The organism is Streptomyces sp. NPDC001315, from assembly GCF_042896175.1.
Classification (GTDB): Bacteria; Actinomycetota; Actinomycetes; order Streptomycetales; family Streptomycetaceae; genus Streptomyces.
Window position 1 is genome coordinate 87,973 of the sequence record NZ_JBIAWZ010000009.1, and the last position, 20,037, is coordinate 108,009.

The 20,037-nt window shown below is 70.7% G+C and carries 19 protein-coding genes; 9 read left to right on the forward strand and 10 right to left on the reverse strand.

The genetic code is table 11. From position 1 onward, the window contains the following. Positions 1–2 precede the first annotated feature (2 nt). The 5 genes from ACFY16_RS24610 to ACFY16_RS24630 all read left to right on the forward strand — a co-directional run bounded on the left by ACFY16_RS24610 (position 3) and on the right by ACFY16_RS24630 (position 5,677). Entirely contained in the window at positions 3–1,463 is a 1,461-nt protein-coding gene (locus tag ACFY16_RS24610; RefSeq protein WP_390649327.1) for an aldehyde dehydrogenase, read from the forward strand. Further along, positions 1,456–2,433 carry a 3,4-dihydroxyphenylacetate 2,3-dioxygenase gene (locus ACFY16_RS24615; RefSeq protein WP_390649328.1) on the forward strand — a complete coding sequence of 326 codons (978 nt, stop codon included), beginning with the start codon at positions 1,456–1,458 and terminating at the stop codon, positions 2,431–2,433. The genes ACFY16_RS24610 and ACFY16_RS24615 overlap by 8 nt, the downstream gene beginning before the upstream one ends. Continuing rightward, the gene (locus ACFY16_RS24620; RefSeq protein ID WP_390649329.1) at positions 2,426–3,271 is read left to right on the forward strand and encodes a fumarylacetoacetate hydrolase family protein; all 846 of its coding nucleotides are present in this window, start codon (positions 2,426–2,428) and stop codon (positions 3,269–3,271) included. The genes ACFY16_RS24615 and ACFY16_RS24620 overlap by 8 nt, the downstream gene beginning before the upstream one ends. A gap of 93 nt (positions 3,272–3,364) precedes the next feature. Next, entirely contained in the window at positions 3,365–4,027 is a 663-nt protein-coding gene (locus tag ACFY16_RS24625) for a TetR/AcrR family transcriptional regulator (protein ID WP_390649330.1), read from the forward strand. Between the two features lie 192 nt (positions 4,028–4,219). After that, complete coding sequence (locus ACFY16_RS24630) at positions 4,220–5,677, forward strand: APC family permease (protein WP_390649331.1); 1,458 nt, start codon at positions 4,220–4,222, stop codon at positions 5,675–5,677. Positions 5,678–5,815: 138 nt separating this feature from the next. Here ACFY16_RS24630 and ACFY16_RS24635 read toward each other — a convergent pair whose 3' ends face one another. Next, entirely contained in the window at positions 5,816–6,526 is a 711-nt protein-coding gene (locus ACFY16_RS24635; protein WP_390649332.1) for a type 1 glutamine amidotransferase, read from the reverse strand. Positions 6,527–6,678: 152 nt separating this feature from the next. Between ACFY16_RS24635 and ACFY16_RS24640 the strand changes: the two genes are divergently transcribed. Beyond that, positions 6,679–8,169 (forward strand): aldehyde dehydrogenase, encoded by a 1,491-nt coding sequence (locus tag ACFY16_RS24640; RefSeq protein ID WP_390649333.1) that lies wholly within the window; start codon positions 6,679–6,681, stop codon positions 8,167–8,169. Then, a complete protein-coding gene (locus ACFY16_RS24645; protein ID WP_390649334.1) occupies positions 8,166–8,885 on the forward strand; it encodes a gamma-glutamyl-gamma-aminobutyrate hydrolase family protein in 720 nt (239 codons plus the stop codon). The genes ACFY16_RS24640 and ACFY16_RS24645 overlap by 4 nt, the downstream gene beginning before the upstream one ends. 276 nt (positions 8,886–9,161) lie before the next feature. Here ACFY16_RS24645 and ACFY16_RS24650 read toward each other — a convergent pair whose 3' ends face one another. The 6 genes from ACFY16_RS24650 to paaA form a co-directional block, all read right to left on the reverse strand. Next, complete coding sequence (locus ACFY16_RS24650; protein WP_390649335.1) at positions 9,162–9,734, reverse strand: MarR family winged helix-turn-helix transcriptional regulator; 573 nt, start codon at positions 9,732–9,734, stop codon at positions 9,162–9,164. A gap of 294 nt (positions 9,735–10,028) precedes the next feature. Beyond that, positions 10,029–11,141, reverse strand: coding sequence for a 1,2-phenylacetyl-CoA epoxidase subunit PaaE (gene paaE, locus ACFY16_RS24655; protein ID WP_390649336.1), 1,113 nt, complete (start codon positions 11,139–11,141; stop codon positions 10,029–10,031). Then, positions 11,141–11,665, reverse strand: coding sequence for a 1,2-phenylacetyl-CoA epoxidase subunit PaaD (gene paaD, locus ACFY16_RS24660; RefSeq protein ID WP_390649337.1), 525 nt, complete (start codon positions 11,663–11,665; stop codon positions 11,141–11,143). Before paaD ends, paaE begins: the two co-directional genes overlap by 1 nt. Then, positions 11,659–12,510: a 1,2-phenylacetyl-CoA epoxidase subunit PaaC gene (gene paaC / locus ACFY16_RS24665; RefSeq protein WP_390649338.1), complete on the reverse strand. Its 852-nt coding sequence runs from the start codon at positions 12,508–12,510 to the stop codon at positions 11,659–11,661. The genes paaD and paaC overlap by 7 nt, the downstream gene beginning before the upstream one ends. A gap of 10 nt (positions 12,511–12,520) precedes the next feature. After that, on the reverse strand, positions 12,521–12,808 hold the full coding sequence (gene paaB, locus ACFY16_RS24670) for a 1,2-phenylacetyl-CoA epoxidase subunit PaaB (RefSeq protein WP_390649339.1): 288 nt from the start codon (positions 12,806–12,808) through the stop codon (positions 12,521–12,523). After that, positions 12,805–13,770, reverse strand: a complete 966-nt coding sequence (gene paaA / locus ACFY16_RS24675) for a 1,2-phenylacetyl-CoA epoxidase subunit PaaA (protein ID WP_390649340.1) — start codon at positions 13,768–13,770, stop codon at positions 12,805–12,807. Before paaA ends, paaB begins: the two co-directional genes overlap by 4 nt. A 453-nt stretch (positions 13,771–14,223) precedes the next feature. Between paaA and paaI the strand changes: the two genes are divergently transcribed. Both paaI and paaK read left to right on the forward strand, forming a co-directional pair. Next, positions 14,224–14,655, forward strand: coding sequence for a hydroxyphenylacetyl-CoA thioesterase PaaI (gene paaI / locus ACFY16_RS24680; RefSeq protein WP_390649341.1), 432 nt, complete (start codon positions 14,224–14,226; stop codon positions 14,653–14,655). Further along, a complete protein-coding gene (gene paaK, locus ACFY16_RS24685; RefSeq protein WP_390649342.1) occupies positions 14,652–15,998 on the forward strand; it encodes a phenylacetate--CoA ligase PaaK in 1,347 nt (448 codons plus the stop codon). Before paaI ends, paaK begins: the two co-directional genes overlap by 4 nt. A gap of 198 nt (positions 15,999–16,196) precedes the next feature. Here paaK and ACFY16_RS24690 read toward each other — a convergent pair whose 3' ends face one another. Genes ACFY16_RS24690 through ACFY16_RS24700 form a run of 3 tightly spaced genes read right to left on the reverse strand, consistent with a single transcriptional unit; the run spans position 16,197 to position 19,899 of the window. Next, positions 16,197–16,409 carry a hypothetical protein gene (locus ACFY16_RS24690; protein WP_390649343.1) on the reverse strand — a complete coding sequence of 71 codons (213 nt, stop codon included), beginning with the start codon at positions 16,407–16,409 and terminating at the stop codon, positions 16,197–16,199. Continuing rightward, the gene (locus tag ACFY16_RS24695; protein WP_390649344.1) at positions 16,406–17,488 is read right to left on the reverse strand and encodes a substrate-binding domain-containing protein; all 1,083 of its coding nucleotides are present in this window, start codon (positions 17,486–17,488) and stop codon (positions 16,406–16,408) included. Before ACFY16_RS24695 ends, ACFY16_RS24690 begins: the two co-directional genes overlap by 4 nt. Then, positions 17,485–19,899 (reverse strand): SpoIIE family protein phosphatase, encoded by a 2,415-nt coding sequence (locus tag ACFY16_RS24700; RefSeq protein WP_390649345.1) that lies wholly within the window; start codon positions 19,897–19,899, stop codon positions 17,485–17,487. The genes ACFY16_RS24695 and ACFY16_RS24700 overlap by 4 nt, the downstream gene beginning before the upstream one ends. Between the last annotated feature and the right edge of the window lie 138 nt (positions 19,900–20,037).

Sequence of the window (20,037 nt, forward strand, 5' to 3'; positions counted from 1 at the left end):
ACATGACTGACCACATCACCGTCGCCGGGGTCGCCGTCGACACCCGGCACTTCATCGGCGGCGAACGTGTCGCCTCCGCCGGGACGTTCACCGACACCTCACCCATCGACGGAAGCGTCCTCGGCGAGATCGCCCGGGGCGGCCCCGCGGAGGCCGAGGCCGCCGTCGGCGCCGCCAAGGCCGCGTTCCCCGCCTGGGCGGCCACCTCGCGCGCCGAACGCGCCCGGATCCTGCACGCCATCGCCGACGGTGTGGAGAAGCGGATCGAAGAGCTCGCGATCGTCGAGACCCACGACAATGGCGCGCTGCTGCGCTCGCACCGCCGTGGCGTGATGCCGCGCGTGGCGCACAACTTCCGGTTCTTCGCCGACTGGCTGCTGACGCTGGACCACGAGGACTTCGAGACGCGCGGCCACACCAACCACGTGAGCTGGGACCCGGCGGGCCCGTCCGTGCTGATCACGCCGTGGAACGCGCCGCTGATGCTGGCGACGTGGAAGGTCGCCCCCGCGCTGGCCGCAGGCAACACGGTCGTCCTCAAGCCCGCCGAGTGGTCACCGCTGACCGCGTCCCTGCTGGCCGACATCGCCGCCGATGCCGGGCTGCCGGCCGGCGTCCTCAACGTCGTCCAGGGCCTCGGCGCCGAGATCGGGGACGCCCTCACCTCGCACCCGGACGTCCGCCGCATCAGCTTCACCGGGTCGGTGCCCACCGCCAAGCGCATCGCCGGCTCGGCAGCGGCTCACCTCACCCCGCTCAGCCTCGAACTCGGCGGAAAGTCACCGCTGTTGGTCTTCGCCGACGCCGACCTGGACCTCGCGGTCGACCTCGCGGTGGAGCAGTACGACAACGCCGGCCAGGTCTGCCTCGCGGCGACCCGGATCCTCGTCGAGGAGTCGATCGCGGACGAGTTCACCCGCCGCTTCGTCGAGAAGGCCTCCCGGCTGAAGCAGGGTGATCCACGCGACGAGGCCACCGACCTCGGACCCAACATCCACCCCCGCCAGCTGGAGAAGATCGACGGCTTTGTGCAGCGGGCGAAAGCTGCCGGTGCCCGCGCGGTCATCGGCGGGCACCGCGAGGACGGCCAGTACTACGCGCCGACGCTGCTGACCGATGTGGCCCAGGACTCGGAGATCGTGCAGGAGGAGGTCTTCGGCCCGGTCCTCACCCTCCAGACCTTCGCCACCGAGGAGGAAGCCGTCCGCCTCGCCAACGACACCCGCTTCGGTCTCGCGGCGACCCTGGCGACCGGCGACCACGAGCGCGCCGAGCGCGTCACTGCCCAGCTGGTGGCGGGCACGGTCTGGGTCAACTGCTTCTTCGTACGCGACCTTCAGGCGCCCTTCGGCGGCTCCCGGCACTCCGGCGTCGGCCGCGAGGGCGGGACCTGGAGCTTCGACTTCTACTGCGACCTGAAGAACACCGTCACCGCCCCGAACGGATGGAAGAACCATGGGTGAGATCGTCGGGGCCGGGCTGCTCGCGCACGTCCCCACCATCGTCCTGCCGGAAGCCGACCGGCTGGAGCTGAACGAGGGCAAGGAAATCACCCTCGTCACCGGACTCCGTCAGCTCCGCGCGGAGGTCTTCGAGCGCGACGACTACGACACCGTCGTCGTCCTGGACTCGCACTGGGCCACCACGGTCGAGTTCGTCGTCACCGCCCAGCAGCGCAGGGCCGGGCTCTTCACCTCCGAGGAGCTCCCGCGCGGCATGTGCCGAATGCCGTACGACTTCCCGGGCGACCCCGAACTCGCCCACAACATCGCCTCGTTCGCCGACAAGCACGGCACCTGGATCACCGCGATCGAGGACGACTACCTGCCGATCTACTACGCCACGATCAACCTGTGGAAGTTCCTCGGGGAGGGGCTGCCCGACAAACGGTGGGTGACGATCGGTGTCTGTCAGACCGGTGACATGGAGGACCATCTGCGCCTGGGGCGTGCGCTCGCCGACGGCATCGCCGCCACCCCCGGCCGCCGGGTCCTCCTCATTGCCTCCGGCGCGCTCTCGCACACCTTCTGGCCGCTGCGGGAGCTGCGTGACCATGAGTCCAGCGACCCCCGCCACATCTTCACCGCGGAGGCCCGCGAGGCCGACCACGAGCGCATCGGCTGGTTCAAGGAAGGCCGCCACGACAAGGTCCTGGAGACCATGCCGGACTTCTGGAAGTACAAGCCCGAGGCCCGCTTCTTCCACTACCTGATGATGGCGGGCGCACTCGGCGAGCAGAACTGCACGGCCCCCGCGCGGCAGTACGGCGCCTACGAGAACTCCATCGGCACCGGCCAGGTCCACCTGTGGTTCGACCGCCCCGCCGAGGGCTGGGCCGGCACGGGAGTGCCCACGCCCACCGCCCCGCGTACGCCGCACAGCCGCTCCCAGAAAGCGCCCGGAACACTTCCAGAAAGGCCCGCCCATGCCTGAGTACCGCCGCATCCTCCTCGACGGCGCCGCCGTCCAGGTCCTCCGCGACCAGGACGAACTCGTCGCCGGAGACGGCCGTCGCGTCAAGATCGAGGACGCCCTGCATCTGCCGTCGGTCGTGCCCTCGAAGGTCGTCGCGGTCCACCTCAACCACCGCAGCCGGGTGGACGAGTTCCAGATCGAGCTGACCTCGACCCCGACCTACTTCCACAAGCCGACCTCGGCCCTCAACTCCCACCGGGGCGCCGTCGTCCGCCCCGAGGGGTGCAAGTGGCTCAACTACGAGGGCGAGGTCGCGATCGTCATCGGGAAGACCGCGCGCAACATCTCGCCCGGCGAGGCGGGGGAGTACATCGCCGGATACACCGTCGCCAACGACTACGGCCTGCACGACTTCCGTGACACCGACGCCGGTTCGATGCTCCGCGTCAAGGGCTCCGACACCCTCTGCCCGCTGGGTCCGGGCCTGGTCACCGACTGGGACTTCCACGGAAAGTACCTGAGGACGTACGTCAACGGGGAGGTGGTGCAGGACGGTTCGACCGACGAGATGGAGTGGGACATGCACTACCTCGTCGCCGACATCGCCCGCACCATCACCCTCTACCCGGGCGACGTCCTGTTGTCCGGCACCCCGGCCAACTCCCGTCCCGTACAGCCCGGCGACATCGTCGAGGTCGAGGTCGAGGGCCTGGGCAGGCTCACCAACCACATCGTCACCGGCCCGACCCCGGTCCGTACGGATGTCGGCGCCCAGCCCACCGAGTCGGAGGAAGTCCTGTCCACCGCGCTCGGCGGCGACTGGGAGTTCCGCGGCATCAGGCCGCCGAAGCGCTGACATGGCTCAGCCCGGAAACGGCACCGCGCCGGGCCAGGCGGGAGGCCGCCTGCGCGGTGCTGCGGTGCGGGGCCGGCGGGTAGGGTCGCCACCATGACCGAATCCGCCGAGACCCCCGAAGGCCGCAGGCCGCGCAAGCGGATGAACTACGGGCAGGGCCGGGAGGCGCTCCTCAACGCGGCCCTACGGGTCGTGGCACGGGGCGGTCTGCGCAAGCTCACCTACCGGGCGGTCGCGGAAGAGGCCGGGACCACCCATGGTCTGGTCGTCCACCACTTCGGCTCGCGTGACGCGCTGATCGAGGAGGCGCTCGCCCACTCCGTGCGCGACAGCCTGAACAGGAGCGCCCTCGAGACGGGGACGGGCAAGGTCGCGGACTTCTCGGTCGGCCTGTCCGAGATGGTCACGTCCGACCCGGACACCCAGGCGTTCCAGTACGAGCTGCTGCTCGAGTCGCGTCGGCGCCCCGAGCTGCTGCCGCAGATCCGGGTGCTCTACGACGAGTACTTCGACGCCACCGAGCGCGAGCTGTCGCGCATGATCCCCGGCGGCGCGAGCCGTTCCCTGACCCGGCTGGTCTTCGCCGCTCTGGACGGTCTCGTCCTGCACCAGCTGACGTTCGGCGAGGCCGAGGTCACCGACGCCGCTCTGGAGGAGCTGCGTACCTTGCTGCGGCTCCTCCACGCGAACGGTGACGGCCGGGGCGAGGGGAACGCGGACGCCGGTGCCCACGCGGCCACGGATCCCCGCGACTGACTGGCTGACCCGCACCCTTCGAGGCCCTGGGCGGGTTGCGTCCAGGGCCTCGTTTGACTCCGTACGAGTAAGCACTCCCGGCGCGAACGGATTTCCCGGGTCACCCCTTGCCAAACGGATAGTTTCGGCCCACCATGAGGCAACTCGTTTGGCCTGAAACGAAAACTCCCCCTCTCATGGCAGGTGATCCGAGTGGACAGTCAGACGGTCGTCAGAACAGCGACCGCACAGGACGCGCCCACCGCAGGCAAGCTCAAGCCCAACTCCCTCGGCGTCCTGGGCATCCTCTTCTTCGTCCTCTCCGCCCAGGCACCGCTCACCGGTATCGCCGGAGCCGTGCCCATCGCCGTCGCCCTGGGCAACGGCACGGGCGCGCCCGCCGCGTATGCCGCGGCCGGTGTCGTCATCCTGCTGTTCTCCGTCGGCTTCGTCGCGATGGGCCGCCATGTCGTGGACGCCGGCGCCTTCTACACGTACATCGGCAAAGGCCTGGGCCGCCCGACCGGGTCCGGCAGTGCCGGTGTCGCGCTCTTCGCCTACTGTGCCGTCCAGGCCGCCATGTACGGGCTGTACGGCGCCACCGTGGGCGGCCTGATCGAGCACTACGCGGGCGTCAGTGTCCCGTGGTGGGTGTGGGTGCTGGGCACCGTGGTCGTGGTCCAGGTGCTCGGCGCCGCGGGCATCGAGATGGGTGCCAAGATCCTGGCCGTCTTCGTGCTGGCGGAGTTCAGCATCCTGTTCGCCTTCGCCCTCGTCACCCTTTTCAAGGGCGGCGGACCGGAGGGGCTCGGTTTCACGGACAGCTTCTCGCCCAAGGCCGCGCTCCAGGGCGCTCCGGGCGTCGCGCTGATGTTCGCCGTGGCGTCGCTGTTCGGCTTCGAGGCCACCGCCATCTACGGCGAGGAGGCCCGCGAGCCGCGCAGGACCGTCCCCCGGGCCACCTATCTGTCGGTCGTCGTCATCACCGGCTTCTTCGCCTTCACCTCCTGGATGCTGGTCTCCGCCTACGGCGCGTCGAAGGCTCCCGCGGCCGCCGGAAAGGCCCTGGCGAGCGGCGACTCCACGACGTTCGTCTTCGCGCCGATCACCGCGCAGTTCGGCGCGTGGGTGGGCGACGTGCTGCCGTTCCTGCTGGCGACCTCGCTCTTCGCCGGCATCCTCGCCTTCCACAACTCCGCCAACCGCTATCTGTTCTCGCTCGGTCGCGACGGTCTGCTGCCGCACCGGCTGACCGCGATCAACCGGCGTCACTCGCCCTGGGTGGCCGGCGGAGTGCAGACCACGATCGCCCTGCTGCTGGTCATGCCGTTCGCGCTGCTGGGCAAGGACCCGGTGCTGACCCTCTTCTCCTGGTTCAGCGGGGTCGCGGTGCTGGGCTGCATGCTGCTCTACTTCCTGACCTCGGTCTCGGTGATCGTCTTCTTCCGCCGGGGGCGCCAGGACACGCGGCCCTGGAACACGCTGATCGCGCCGGTCCTGGGTGCGCTCGGCATCGGCGGTGCGATCTGGCTGATCATCGAGAACTTCACCACGCTCATCGGCGGCGATCCGAGCACCGCTGTCTGGCTCGAACTCACCGTCCCCGCGGTCCTCGTCCTGGGCGTGGTCGCGGCCCGGCTGACCCGTGGCCGGGCGGCGACCAAGGGCTGACGTGCACCGCCCGGGCGGTCCGGCTCCTGCCGGGCCGCCCGAAGTCGCGATGCCGACCGCCGGGGCGGTCCGACGTCGCCGACGAGGTGGCCGCACCGGTCCTGTCCAGTACCGCCGCGGCCACCTGGCGGCAGCGGGTCAGCCGCTCGCGTTCGCCACCAGGTCGAGGAACCCGTCGACCAGGCGGCCCGCGTTGACGCGCGCCGCCGGCTCCATGGCGCGGCTCCGCGCGAACAGTTCGTCCGGGTCCACGCCTTGCCGAACGCACTGCTTCGCGCCGCCGAGGTCGAGCCAGCCGCGCACCATCGCCGTGGTGATCTCCGGGTGGAACTGCACACCAAGACTGCGCCCCGCACGAAAGGCCTGCGGGCACACGGCGTTGCGGGCCAACTCCACCGCGCCGGGCGGCAGGACACACCGGTCGTAGTGCCACTGGAACCATGGTCCCGGCGGCACCACGGCGGGTATGTCGGTCTCGATGTCCGTCCAGCCGATCTCGGGGCGCGGCGACGGCTCCACCGATCCGCCGAGGGCGGTGGCCAGGGCCTGGGCGCCGAAGCAGACGCCCAGCACGGGGACGCCGAGGTCGTGAGCCTTGCGCAGCAGCGTGAGCTCGCCGCCGATCCAGCTCCCGATGACCGACTCGTCGTACACGGACCAGGGGGCGCCGAGCGACACGATCAGGTCCCAGTCGGCGGGGTCGGGGAAGTCGAACGCCACGTCCGGCGCGTGGTGATGGCGCTCGGGCACGACCGTGACCGTGGTGAGGTCGTAGCCACGCTCGGTGAGCCGGGCTCCCACCAGCCCCGGCTCCGTGACGTGCTCGTGCCGGACGACGAGTGCTCGCACGACGGGCGCTCCCTTCATGCCGTTGTGTCAGCTGTTCCGCGGCTTTGGCCATTCCGTGGTGTCGGCCATTCCCGGGGCCCTTGTGAAGGCCCGCAGAACATCATACCGTTTGAGTCCAAACGTATTGTTCGGGTGTGACCTGGAGGCCACGCATGCTGGATGTCACCCACGAGGAGTGGCTGCGCCGAGCCAAGGAGCTGGACCTGTCCGGCGTCCACCACATCGACGGTGCCGACGAGCCCGGAGGTGGCACGTCGTTCGCCGCTGTCGCACCCCGCAACGGCGAGGTCCTGACCGACGTGGCCGACGCGCAGCAGGCCGAGGTCGACCTCGCCGTCGCCGCGGCCCGCCGTGCCTTCGACTCCGGGCCCTGGCCGCGCCTGGCCCCCGCCGACCGCGGCCGCGTCCTGCTGCGCATCGCCGACCTGCTGGAGGAGCGGCGCGACCGGCTCGCGCTCACCGTCAGTCTCGAGATGGGCAAGCCGATCACGGACGCGTACGACATCGAACTGCGCGCCGCCATCAACACCTTCCGTTGGTACGGACAGCTGGCCGACAAGCTCACCGACGAGTCCCCGCACACCGCCCCGGACGCGCTCGCGCTCGTCACCCGGGAGCCCGCCGGTGTCGTCGGCGCCGTCGTGCCCTGGAACTTCCCGCTGACGCTGGCGAGCTGGAAGGTCGCACCCGCGCTCGCCGCGGGCTGCACCGTCGTACTGAAGCCGTCGGAGAACTCGCCGCTGTCCGCGCTGTTGCTGGGGCGGCTGGCGACCGAGGCCGGACTGCCGCCCGGCGTTCTGAACGTCGTCACCGGCGACGGCCCGGTGGCCGGCCGCGCGATCGGCCTGCACCCGGACGTCGATGTCCTCGCCTTCACCGGATCCACTGCCGTGGGGCGGCACTTCCTGCGCTACGCCGCCGACTCCAACCTCAAGCGGGTCTGGCTGGAGCTGGGCGGCAAGTCCCCCAACATCATCCTCCCGGACGCCCCCGACCTGGAGAAGGCCGCCGCGACCGCCGCCTGGGGCATCTTCTTCAACCAGGGCGAGATGTGCACCGCCCCCTCCCGCCTGCTCGTCCACTCCTCGATCGCCGAACGCGTCAGCGAGGCCATCGTGGCGCGGGCCCGGGACCTTCGTGTCGGCGATCCCCTCGACCCGGCCACCGAGATGGGCGCGCTCGTCGGCGAGAGCCACCTGGAGCGGGTACTCGACCACATCGGTACGGGACTGGACGAGGGCGCCCGGCTGCTCGTCGGCGGTGACCGCACGCTGGCCGAGTCGGGCGGAAGCTTCCTGCGGCCCACCGTCTTCGACCGCGTCGAGCCCGGGATGCGGCTGGCCCGCGAGGAGATCTTCGGCCCCGTCCTGTCCGTCCTCACCTTCGACGACGTCGACGAGGCGGTCGCGCTCGCCAACGCCACCGAGTACGGACTCGCCGCCGGCCTGTGGACGAGCGACCTGTCCACCGCGCACCGGGTCTCGCGTGCGCTGAAGGCCGGCACGGTCTGGGTGAACTGTTACGAGGAGGGCGACCTGACCGTGCCCTTCGGCGGCATGAAGCAGTCGGGCAACGGGCGCGACAAGTCCGCCCACGCCCTGGAGAAGTGCACCGAACTCAAGACCACCTGGATCCAGCTGTGACGACGCCCGCGCGACCGCTCATCGCCATTCCCGCCCGGTTCGCCGCCTCCACCTCCGCCCTGCGGTACGCGGCCGAGGTCAACGCCCGCGCGCTGATCGAAGCCGTGTGGCGGGCCGGCGGCGAGCCGGCGACCATCCACCCCACCGGCTCCGCGGACACCGACGTCGCGGCACGTCTCGCCCGCTTCGACGGCGTCCTGCTCCCCGGCGGCGGCGACCTCGCCCCGTACCGCTACGGAGCGACCGACACCCACGACAGTGTCTACGACGTCGACGACGTGCAGGACGACTTCGACCTCGAGGTCGCCCGGCAGGCACTCGACCTGGGCATGCCCCTGCTCGCCGTCTGCCGCGGTCTCCAGGCCGTCAACGTCGCCCTCGGCGGCACCCTGCACCAGGACATGGGCGGGCCGGAGCGCGAACACCGCCATGTCGTGCACCCGGTGGCGGTCCGACGCGGCACACTGCTCGAACAGGCCGTCGGCGCCGGGAAGGTGGAGGCCTCCTGCTACCACCATCAGCGAGTGGACCGCATCGGGGCCGGGCTCACGGTCACCGCGCGGGCCGCCGACGAAACCGTGGAAGGCCTCGAACTCACCGATGCCCAGGGCTGGTTCACCGCAGTGCAGTGGCATCCCGAGGACACCGCGCACGAGGATCCTGCCCAGCAGGGACTGTTCGACGCCCTGGTACGAGCGGCCCAGAACCGCCTCTGACAGCTCCAAGGCCGTGTCCGGCCGCGGCCGACCGCACGGACCCGGGCTCACGCCGGAACTCGGCGACCCGCCTCCTGTGAGGCCGTCCGCGGCGCGTCGGCCTCCTTGTGGCACAGCGACGTGGCGTGTGGCCTGCCGCATGGCCACGGGCAGCACGATTCGCGCCGGGAAGTGCCCCTGAGGCCGCCCGAGGCAACGGACTCCTCACGGTCGCCGAGTTCACTCCGCGGTGACCGCGTCCGTGACCTTGCGCGTAGCGCCGCCCCTGTCGCGTCCTCAGGCCTTGGGGCGGCGTCCGCTGCGGCGTGGGGCGGGCTGGGCTCCGTCCAGGAGCGCGAGGCGGCGCTCCTCGCCGTGTTCCTCGACCTGGAGCACGACCCTGCGCAGTCCGTCGGCGACGCTTCGGCACTCCTCGTCGCTGAGTTGCCCGGCGACGAAGGCCTCCTCCTCGTTGAACCTCGGGAACACCCGCTGCATGAGCTCCTCGCCCTCGTCGGTGAGGCTGAGCAACACCAGCCTGCCGTCGGTGGGGTGGCTCGCCCGCCGGATCAGCCCTCGCGCCTCCAGCGTGCGCGAGACCCCGGTGAGCGTGCCCTTGGAGATACCCGCTTCCTCCGCGATGTGCCGGGTCTCCGACTCACCCCAGATCCAGACCACCCAGAGCACGACGAACGCCGTCCACGTCAGATCGGACCCGCGCAGCACCGAGTTCTCCAAGTGCTGCCGGACCGCCGAGGCCGCGCGATAGATGTTGGCGACCACGGCCATCTGCTCGTGACGGATCGGAAAGCCGCCGAGTTTCGCATCCGCGAGCTTCTCGGCTTCGGTGATGGATCGCTGGCCAGGCACGGGCACACTCCTTCGACGACGCGGGGGCGCGTGGACTCGAAGATATCGTTCGGACTCAAATTGTACGAAGTGCCGGACGAATGGACGCCGCCCGTGCGCTCGCCGCTGAGCGCCCCGTGCCGGCGGCAGCGGTCTGATCTGCGACGCAGCGGATCGCGGTAGGAGTACACCGGCCGCGGAGCGAAGGCGCCCACGCTGCCGCCCCGAAGCGTGATGCCGTTCCAACGCGGTCCGCATCGGGCCCGAGGGCGACCCGGCGGAGGTCGACGCCGCCCAGGTCCAGACCCCGACGAGCTAAGAGTCGAAGTCGACCGTCAGCTTCTCCGTCGCCGGGTACGACTGGCAGGTCAGGACGTATCCCGCGTCGACCTCGGCGGGTTCGAGGGCGAAGTTGCGGCGCATGTCGGCGTGGCCGTCGGTGACCAGGGCGCGGCAGGTGCCGCAGACTCCGCCCTTGCAGGCGAAGGGCAGGTCGGGGCGGCTGCGCTGGGCGCCGTCGAGGATGCTTCGCCCACGGGAGAGGGAGGACGTGGTGGAGCGGCCGTCGAGGGTGATGGTGACCTCGCTGACCGGGCCGTCCGCAGCGGCCTCCTCGTGGTGCACCTCCCGTACGGGCTCGTCGTCGGCGTAGAACAGCTCCTGGTGGACGCGGTCGTCGGATACGCCGAGGCCTGCCAGTACCTGCCGGGCGTCGCGGACCATGCCGTGCGGGCCGCACAGCCACCAGTGATCGGCGGTCTTCACGTCGATGAGTGAGTCGATGAGGGCGAAGAGCCGGTCGGCGTCGAGGCGGCCGGAGAGCACCTCGGCCTCGCGGGGCTCGCGGGACAGGACGTGGGCGAGCTGGAAGCGCGCCGGGTACAGGTCCTTCAGGTCCGCCAGTTCGTCGGCGAACATCACGGTGCCGGTGCGCCGGTTGCCGTAGAAGAGGGTGACCGTCGAGCGGGAGTCCGCGGCCAGGACGGATTCGGCGATGGACAGCATGGGCGTGATGCCGGATCCCGCGGCGATCAGGACGTGGTGGCCGGGCTCGGTGAGATCGGGTGTGAAGGCACCGGTGGGCGCCATCACCTCGACCGTGTCGCCGGGTCGCACGTCACGCACCAGCCAGGACGAGAACAGGCCGCCCGGCACGACACGTACGCCGATGCGCGGCACCGATCCGGCGGGCGAGCAGATGGAGTACGAGCGGCGTTCGTCGCGGCCGTCGTTCTCGCGGCGCAGCGTGAGCGACTGGCCGGGCTCGAACGCGAACTCCTCCGCGAGTTCGTCGGGGATCTCGAAGCTGACGGTGGCGGCGTCCTCGCACAGCGACTGGACGGCGGCCACCCGCAGGGTGTGGAACGCCGGACGGCGGCGGCTGCCCGGACGTACTGCCGTGGCCGGGGAGGGCGGGGTCGGGCCCATCAGATCTCCTTGACGTACTCGAACGGCTCGCGGCAGGCGAGGCAGCGCCACAGCGCCTTGCACGAGGTGGCGGCGAACCGGGAGGTCTCCTCGGTGTCCGTCGAACGGCAGCGGGGGCAGGCGAGCGAGCGCCTGGTGGCTGACAGGACCAGCGGCACCGGACCGGCCGCGCGGCGGGGTGCGGCGCCCGGCGGGGCGATGCCGTGCTCGGCCAGCTTGCGGCGGCCCGCCGGGGTGATCCAGTCGCTGGTCCACGGCGGGGCGAGAACGGTGCGGATCTCCACGCGCGCGTACCCGGCGTCGCGCAGCCTCGCGGCCACGTCCGCGCGCATCTCGGCCATCGCCGGGCAGCCCGAGTAGGTCGGCGTCAGGCTCGCGACCACGGTCCCGTCCCGGGTCACCTCGATGTCGCGCAGCACACCGAGGTCGGCCAGGGTGAGCATGGGCAGCTCCGGATCCGGCACCTGCTCGGCGATGTGCCGGGCCCGCCGTGCGTCCGTGAGCAGGGCCGGCGCGGTCACCACGTCGCCTCCGGGTGTGCGCGGGCCACGCTCTGCAACTCGGCCAGCAGCGGCGCGAGATGCTCGGTTCGGTCGCCGGTGCGGCCGGCGCCGGGCAGCGGCTGTACGTCGGGCCGGGCGAGCCCGGCCGCCTCGAGTACCTGGCCGAGCGTCGCCGCCACCTCGTCCCGCACGCCCGCCGGGTCGACACCGAACCCGGGAGCGGACCCGAACAGTTCGTCCAGGTAGGGGAAGACATCGGCCAGGGCGGCCGTCATCCGGCGGTGCGACTCGTCCGTGCCGTCCCCCAGGCGCACGGCCCATTCGGCCGCGTACTGCCGGTGGTACGCGAGCTCCTTGACGCCCTTCGCCGCGATCGCCGCGAGCACCGGATCCGGGGACGCGGCCAGCCGCTCGAACAGCGCCAGGCGCCACGCGGACAGCACGAGGAGCCGCACGATGGAGAACGCGAAGTCTCCATTGGGCAGTTCGGCCAGTCGTACGTTGCGGAAGGCGTCGGCGTCGCGGAAGTAGGCGTATGTGTCCTCGCCGCGCCCGGTGCCGTCGACCTGGCCGCAGCGTGCGTACAGCAGGCGGGCCTGGCCGAGGAGGTCGAGGCCGATGTTGGCCAGCGCCACCTCCTCCTCCAGCTCGGGGGCGCGGGTGGTCCACTCGGCGAGCCGCTGGGCGGACACCAGGGCGTCGTCGCCGAGCGCCAGGCAGCAGGCGGCCAGCTCGGTGGCGTCGACGTCGGCGGGCACGGCGGTGTCCACGCCGTGCAGGGGGTCCTCGAAGCCGGTGCCGTACGCCCAGCGGGCGTCGTCCTCGTGTCCCTCGGCGAGGCTCAGGTAGACGTGGTCGTCACTCATACCCTGCTCCTCAGATGTGCGGGACGTCGTCGGGGATGTCGTAGAAGGTCGGATGGCGGTAGACCTTGTCGGCGCTGGGGGCGAAGAACGGGTCCTTCTCGTCGCGGGTGGAGGCGGCGATGTGCGCCGAGCGCACCACCCAGATGCTGACGCCCTCGTTGCGCCGGGTGTAGAGGTCGCGGGCGTGGGTGAGGGCCATCGCGTCGTCGGCGGCGTGCAGCGAGCCGACGTGCACGTGGTTGAGGCCGCGCTTGCCGCGTACGAACACCTCGTACAGGGGCCATTCCTGCTGGGTCATGCCGTCGCACCTTCCTGAACCCGCTTGCTCGTCCTGGCCGCGTGGGCGGTGGCCGCCTCGCGCACCCAGGCGCCCTCGTCGTGCGCCGTCCTACGGCGTTCGACCCGCTCGGCATTGCACGGGCCGTCGCCCTTGATCACGCGCATCAGTTCGTCCCAGTCCGGGGTGCCGAAGTCGTGGCGCCCGCGCTCCTCGTTCCAGCGCAGCTCCGGGTCGGGCAGCGTCACGCCGAGCTTGTCGGCCTGCGGGACGGTCATGTCGACGAAGCGCTGACGCAGCTCGTCGTTGCTGTGCCGCTTGATCTTCCAGGCCATCGACTGCGCCGAGTTCGGCGAGGCGTCGTCGGGCGGGCCGAACATCATCAGGGACGGCCACCACCAGCGGTCCACCGCGTCCTGGACCATCTCCCGCTGGGCTTCGGTGCCGCGCATCATCGTCAGCAGCAGCTCGTAGCCCTGCCGCTGATGGAAGGACTCCTCCTTGCAGATCCGCACCATCGCGCGCGCATACGGCCCGTACGAGCTACGGCACAGCGGCACCTGGTTGCAGATCGCCGCACCGTCCACGAACCAGCCGATCACGCCCACGTCGGCGAAGCTCAGCGTCGGGTAGTTGAAGATCGACGAGTACTTCTGCCGGCCCTCGATCAGCTTCTCCGTCAGGTCCGCGCGGTCGGCACCCAGCGTCTCGGCCGCCGAGTACAGATACAGCCCGTGCCCGGCCTCGTCCTGCACCTTGGCGAACAGGATCGCCTTGCGGCGCAACGACGGCGCACGCGTGATCCACTCACCCTCCGGCTGCATGCCGATGATCTCGGAGTGCGCGTGCTGCGCGATCTGCCGGATCAGCGTCTTCCGGTAGCCGTCCGGCATCCAGTCACGCGGCTCGATCCGCTGGTCGCGCGCGATCGTCGCGTCGAAGTGCTCCTGAAGGCCTGAGGCCGCGGAGTCCGTTGTGGTCATCGATACCAGCTTCCCAACCGACCATTCGTTCGGTAACAGTGTGACGGGTTCTCCCGGGCTGGGCAACCCCCTGCCCCTGAGTCACGGCCTCGCGTTCCAGTACCGCCCCGAGGCCCGACCCGGGGGCTACCCGCAGCAGCGTTCGATCTCGGTGTCGCCGCGTACCTGGCGTACGGCTGCGCTCGGTGGAGTCGGTGCCGATGGGGCGGTCGAGCTGGTCCCGGAAGGCGGCCTCCACGTTCTTCGCCGCGTCACCACCGTGGACCCGTTTTGCAGGGGGATCGTGGCCACCAGCCTGCTCCAGCAGCGTGCGGTGACGAGCGAAGAAGTCGGGGCGCCCGGGGGTGTTCTGGGGTATGCGGTCCACCCCTTGACAGGCAGTGGTAATGCTGGATTACTGGGCCTTGCGCACGCTAACCGAATGTTCGGTCGGTTCACAAGGTGGTGGAAATCGTGACGCAGGCCACTGATACGGCCCTGGGTCCGACGGAGCGGATGTTCACCGCGGACGAGGCCTCCCGGCGTCTCGGCATCGAGATGGTCGAGCACGGCGAGGGGACCGCCGTACTCCGGATGACCGTGACCCCGGTGATGGTCAACGGGCACGACATCGCCCATGGCGGCTATCTGTTCCTGCTCGCCGACACCGCCTTCGCCTGCGCCTGCAACAGCCACGGACCCGTGACCGTCGCGGCCGGAGCCGACATCGACTTCATCGCTCCGGCGTACGAGGGCGACGTCCTCGTCGCGACGGCGAGGGAACGCACCCGGTTCGGACGCAGCGGCATCTACGACGTGAGCGTCGTGCGCGGCGACGAGGTGATCGCGGAGTTCCGCGGGCGCAGTCGCATGGTTCGAAGCACCGAGACGAAGGAGTCGCAATGAGCAGCGGAGTGACGGCCCCTGCGGCCCCCGGAGCGCGACGGGGCCAGCCGCTCCCTCAAGAGCTGCTCGACGACGGCGAGCGCCTGACCCGCGAGCAGTTGCGGGAGCTTCAGCTCGACCGGTTGAGGAAGACCTTGCGGCACGCCTACGACAACGTGGAGCTGTATCGCAAGAAGTTCGACGCGGCAGGGATCACGCCGGAAGACTGTCGCTCCCTGGAGGACCTGTCCCGGTTCCCCTTCACCACCAAGGCCGATCTGCGGGACACGTACCCCTTCGGCATGTTCGCCGTGCCCATGGCGGACGTGCGGCGCGTTCACGCCTCCAGCGGCACCACCGGACGCCCCACGGTCGTCGGCTACACGGAGAACGACCTGTCGATGTGGGCGGACATGGTGGCCCGCTCGATCCGCGCCGCCGGCGGCCGGCCCGGACACAAGCTTCACAACTCCTTCGGGTACGGCCTCTTCACCGGCGGTCTGGGCATGCACTACGGCGCCGAGCGCGCCGGATGCACCGTCATACCGGCCTCGGGCGGTATGACCGCGCGCCAGGTGCAGCTCATCCAGGACTTCGAACCCGAGATCATCATGGTCACCCCGTCCTACATGCTGGCCCTGATCGACGAGTTCGAGAAGCAGGGCATCGACCCGCGCAGCAGCTCCCTGAAGGTCGGCATCTTCGGCGCCGAGCCGTGGACGGAGGAGATGCGCCGCGAGATCGAGGAGCGCCTCGACATCCACGCCGTGGACATCTACGGGCTGTCCGAGGTGATCGGTCCCGGTGTGGCGCAGGAGTGCGTCGAGACCAAGGACGGGCTGCACGTCTGGGAGGACAACTTCTACCCCGAGGTCGTCGACCCGATCACCGACGAGGTCATGGCCGAGGGCGAGAGCGGCGAACTCGTCTTCACCTCCCTCACCAAGGAGGCGCTGCCGATCATCCGCTACCGCACGCGCGACCTGACCCGCCTGCTGCCCGGCACCGCCCGGCCCGCCTTCCGCCGGATCGAGAAGATCACCGGCCGCTGCGACGACATGATCATCCTGCGTGGGGTGAACGTCTTCCCCAGCCAGATCGAGGAGATCGTGCTCCGGACACCCGGTGTGGCCCCGCACTTCCAGGTGCAGCTGACGCGGCGCGGCCGGATGGACCACATGACCGTACGGGTCGAGGCACGCCCCGGCGCCGGGACCGAGCAGCGCGAGGCCGCAGCCAAGGGGATCGCCCAGGGCGTCAAGGACGGAGTGGGCGTCACCGTCGAGGTGGCGATCGTCGACCCGGAGACCCTGGAGCGCTCCCTCGGCAAGCTCCGCCGGGTCAAGGATCTGCGCCGGCGGTGATCGCCCTCCTCGCGACAATGGGCGCGTGAACCGACCCCGTGTGCACAGCCCCGCCGGCCGTCGAAACACGCCCTATGACCGTGACTCCCTGCTGGAGATGGCGGTCGTGGTCTTCAACGAGCGCGGCTGGTCCTCAGCGCCGAGGGCATCGAGCACCACGAGCCCGGAGCACCGGGACCTCTGGCCCACGGGCGCCGGTCAGTGGGCAAGAGCGATCTCCCGCTTGAGGATCTCGGCGCTGGGCCTCGTCGGCAGGGTGCCCAGGCGGACGATCCGCCGACGGTACTTGTACGACGCCACCCGGTCCTCGACGAACGGGCGCAGTTCGGCGGGGCGTTGTCCGAGCAACCGCAACAGCAGCCGTATCAGCCTTGAGTCCTCGCCGCTCTCGGCATCTCGCCGGTGGCTCACCGGGTGAGTCCGGCCTTGGCGCAGGCGGCTCGGAGCTCTCGGGTGCAGATCTTGTCGATGGTGTACATGCCGTTCTCGACAAGGGTCTGCCTGATGGTGCCGGCCGTCACCGCGCTCGGGGTGAGCAGGACGGACGGGATGTTCCGGGTGGTGGGGCTGTCGACCGTCGTCGGGGCGCCGTTGCGGGGGTCCTCTCCGCGTCCCAGGGCGACGGCCATGGCGGCGACCGCGGCGGCTTGCTTCGTGAAGGGTTTGTACACCGTCATGTACTGCTCGCCCTTGACGATGCGCTGTACGGCGTCGAGGTCGGCGTCCTGGCCGGTGACGGGAGGAAGCTTCCTGACACCGGCGCTCTTGAGAGCGGAGATGACGCCTGCGGCTATGACGTCGTTGGCCGCCAGGACGCCGTCGATGCCGTCGGGGCCCAGGGCCGCGATGGCGGCGGACATGTTGGCGTGGGCGTTCTGCGTGCTCCAGTTCAGAGTGTCGTACGACCTGCTGATCTTCACCCGGCCCTTGAGGACGGACAGGGCGCCCTTCCTGTACCACGCCGCGTTGGGGCTCATCGGATCGCCGTTCATCATCACGACGCTCTCCGAGTTCGACTTCTCGCCCATGCCTTCGAGGAGCGCCTCGCCCTGGAGCCGGCCGACCTGTGCGCCGTCGAAACTGACGTAGCCGGAGATCGGGCCCTCGGCGAGCCGGTCGTAGGCGATCACCGGGACACCCGCCCGGTGCGCGTCCTGGATCGAGGAGCGCAGCGCCCTGGTGTCGGCGGCGTCGAGGATCAGGACCCTGGCCCCCTTGGTGACCATGGAGCCCATCTGTTGCTGCTGCCTCATCGCGTCGTTCTCGGCGTTGGCGTATTCCAGCGTGCACCGGGGGCACAGCTTCTTCAGATGCTCCTCGATCAGCGGTCTGTCCGCGTGCTCCCAGCGGGGGACCGATCGGCTCGGGAGCAGCAGGCCCACGGTGAAGCCGTCCGTGCCCGCCCCGTCGCCTCCACCGCAGGCGGCAAGGGGGATCGTCAGGACCGCCACGGCGAGCCCTGCGGTGATGTGCCGGATATGGGTTCTCATGGCAGGCTCCCTCGTTCCGGACGAGGTCCCGGGCCCCCGTGAGCCGACTCGGGAACCGGCACGGCGACCTCGCTCCACACCTGCTTGCCGCCGGCCACCGGCACCGTGCCGAAGGCCTCCGACATGGCCTCGACCAGCAGCAGGCCCCGGCCGCCGGTCGACTCCCAGTTCACGATCACCGGCTTGGCGGGCGCGCGCGGCGAGGAGTCGCTCACGCTGACGCGCACCCGGTCCCCGCGCAGCATCAGGTCGACCTGGACCGGCCCCTGGGTGTGCACCAGCGCGTTGGTGACCAGTTCGGACACGACCAGCAGCACTGTGTCGGCCGCCTCTTCGATCTTCCAGCGGCGCAGGGTGCGCGCGGTGAAGCGGCGGGCGTGCATGACGGCGTCCGGCAGCCGCCACACCATCCAGCCGGCCCGGATCGGCCGGGTCTTCATGCCGTCGTAGCGCAGCAGCAACAGTGCTACGTCGTCCTCGCGGCGGCCGGCGTCGCCGAGCAGTTCGTCGGCCATGCGTCCCGGATCCCCGGGATCGGCGGCGGCGAGCGCGGTGCGGGTGCGCCGCATCCCCTCGTCCAGGGGCAGGTCGGCGGCCTCGACCAGGCCGTCGGTGACCAGGGCGAGAACCGTGCCGGGGGCCAGTGCGACCGCGGTCATGGGGAAGTCCGCCTCCGCGAGAATGCCCAGCGGGGGCCCGCCCTCTATCTCCACCTCCTCGGTACTGCCGTCGGGATGGCGGATCAGCGGCGCGAGGTGCCCGGCCCGGACGAACAGGGTGTTGCCCTCCTCCACGTCCAGTTCGGCGTAGCAGCAGGTGGCGAAGAGGTCGGTCTCCATGCCGACGAGGAGTCGGTTGGCGTGCGAGACGACCACGTCGGGCGGATGGCCTTCCATGGCGTACGCCCTGACTGCGGTGCGCATCTGGCCCATGATCGTCGCGGCTCCGGCGCTGTGGCCCTGCACGTCCCCGATCACCAGCGCCACCCGCTCCTCGGAGAGGGCGATGACGTCGTACCAGTCGCCGCCCACCTGCAACCCCCGCCTGGCGGGCAGATAGCGGGCGACGGCCGTCCCCCCGGGCAGTTCGGGCAGGCGCCGGGGGAGCAGACTGCGCTGGAGCATCGTCGCGAGTTCCTGCTCGGCGTCGTATGCGTGTGCGCGCTGGAGTGCCTGTCCGACGAGTGCCGCCGTGGCGGTCAGCAGGGACCGTTCCTCAGGGACGAACTCGTGCGGATGATCCCAGCCGACCAGGCACGCCCCCGCGACCCGGCCCCTGGCGGGGAGCGGCAGGACGGCCAGTCCCCCGGGGCCGACGCCCGCCAGCCCGGATTCGAGGGCGGCGCCGGGCGGCCACAGACGCATCCGTCCGTCCCGCAGGGCCTGCTTCAGGGTGGGCAGGGCGCGGACCGGTGCGTCGGGCCACTCCGTACGCCACTCGGAACGCCAGGCGTCGGGCCATGCCTCGGGCTGCGGCGGGTCGAGGACGGTGACCACGAGCCGGTCGTACTGCAACGCGGCGAGGGCCACCCGGTCGGCGCCCAGCGGCTCACGCAGGGCGGCGACCACCACCCGGCCGACATCACGGACTGTCGTGGCGTCGTCGAGCGCGGCGGTCAGCCACTGGATCCTGGAGACGTCGTCGGCGCTCTGGCGCAGGACCGAGGTCGCCGTCACCACGCCCGCCACCTGTTCCAGCCGGTCGCCGGTGCCCGGCTCCACCCGGCAGCTGAGACTCAGCCAGCGCATCTCACCGGTGGGGCCGCGGACCCGGAACTCCAGCTCCCGCCGGGCGGACACCTGGCCGGACGGCTCCACGACGGACATCAGCGCATGCATGTCCTCCGGGAGGGTGTGCGCGAGCAGGGTGTCCGCCTTGCCGTCGAAGTCGTCCGGTGCGATGCCGACCAGTTCGAGCAGTGTCTCGTCGACCTCGACCAGACCGGTGTCCGGGACCAGGACGAAAGAGCCGACGCGCATACTGCGCAGGGCGGGACCCAGCAGCGACGACTGCGCGGGCGGGCCCGCCCCGGGCCGCAGCATTCCGGCGACCGCATCGGCGTACCGCTCCAGGAAGCGACGTTGCTCGGCCTCGAAGCCGTCCACCGCGTCCCCCACCACAACGAGGCAGCCCAGCCGTCTGCCCTCCGCCCCTAGGGGCAGCGCGCCGAGCGAGGCCTGCGCTCGTTGCGGCCCCCGCCCGCTTTCGGGAGCGGAGGCGAGTGCCGCCGGATTCAGCCACAGAGGCCGGTCGAGGCGGACGGCCTGCGCCGCGGGTGAGTCACCGGACAGCGGCAGGCGCTCCGGCAGTCCCGACTCGGAAGGGGCGCGTCCGGTCGTGTCCACCAACCGAAGCTCTTCATTCCCGGCCCCGGGCACATAGACCGCCGCCAGCGTCGCTCCGGCGAACATCAGAGCCCGATCGGGGCATGTCCGCAACGTACCTCCTGTCCCTGCCACAGGTGCCGACAGGTTGAGATCGGGGTACCCACCCACCAGAATCGCATATACGGATAAACAAACATATTCGCCTTATTCCCGTCGACGGTA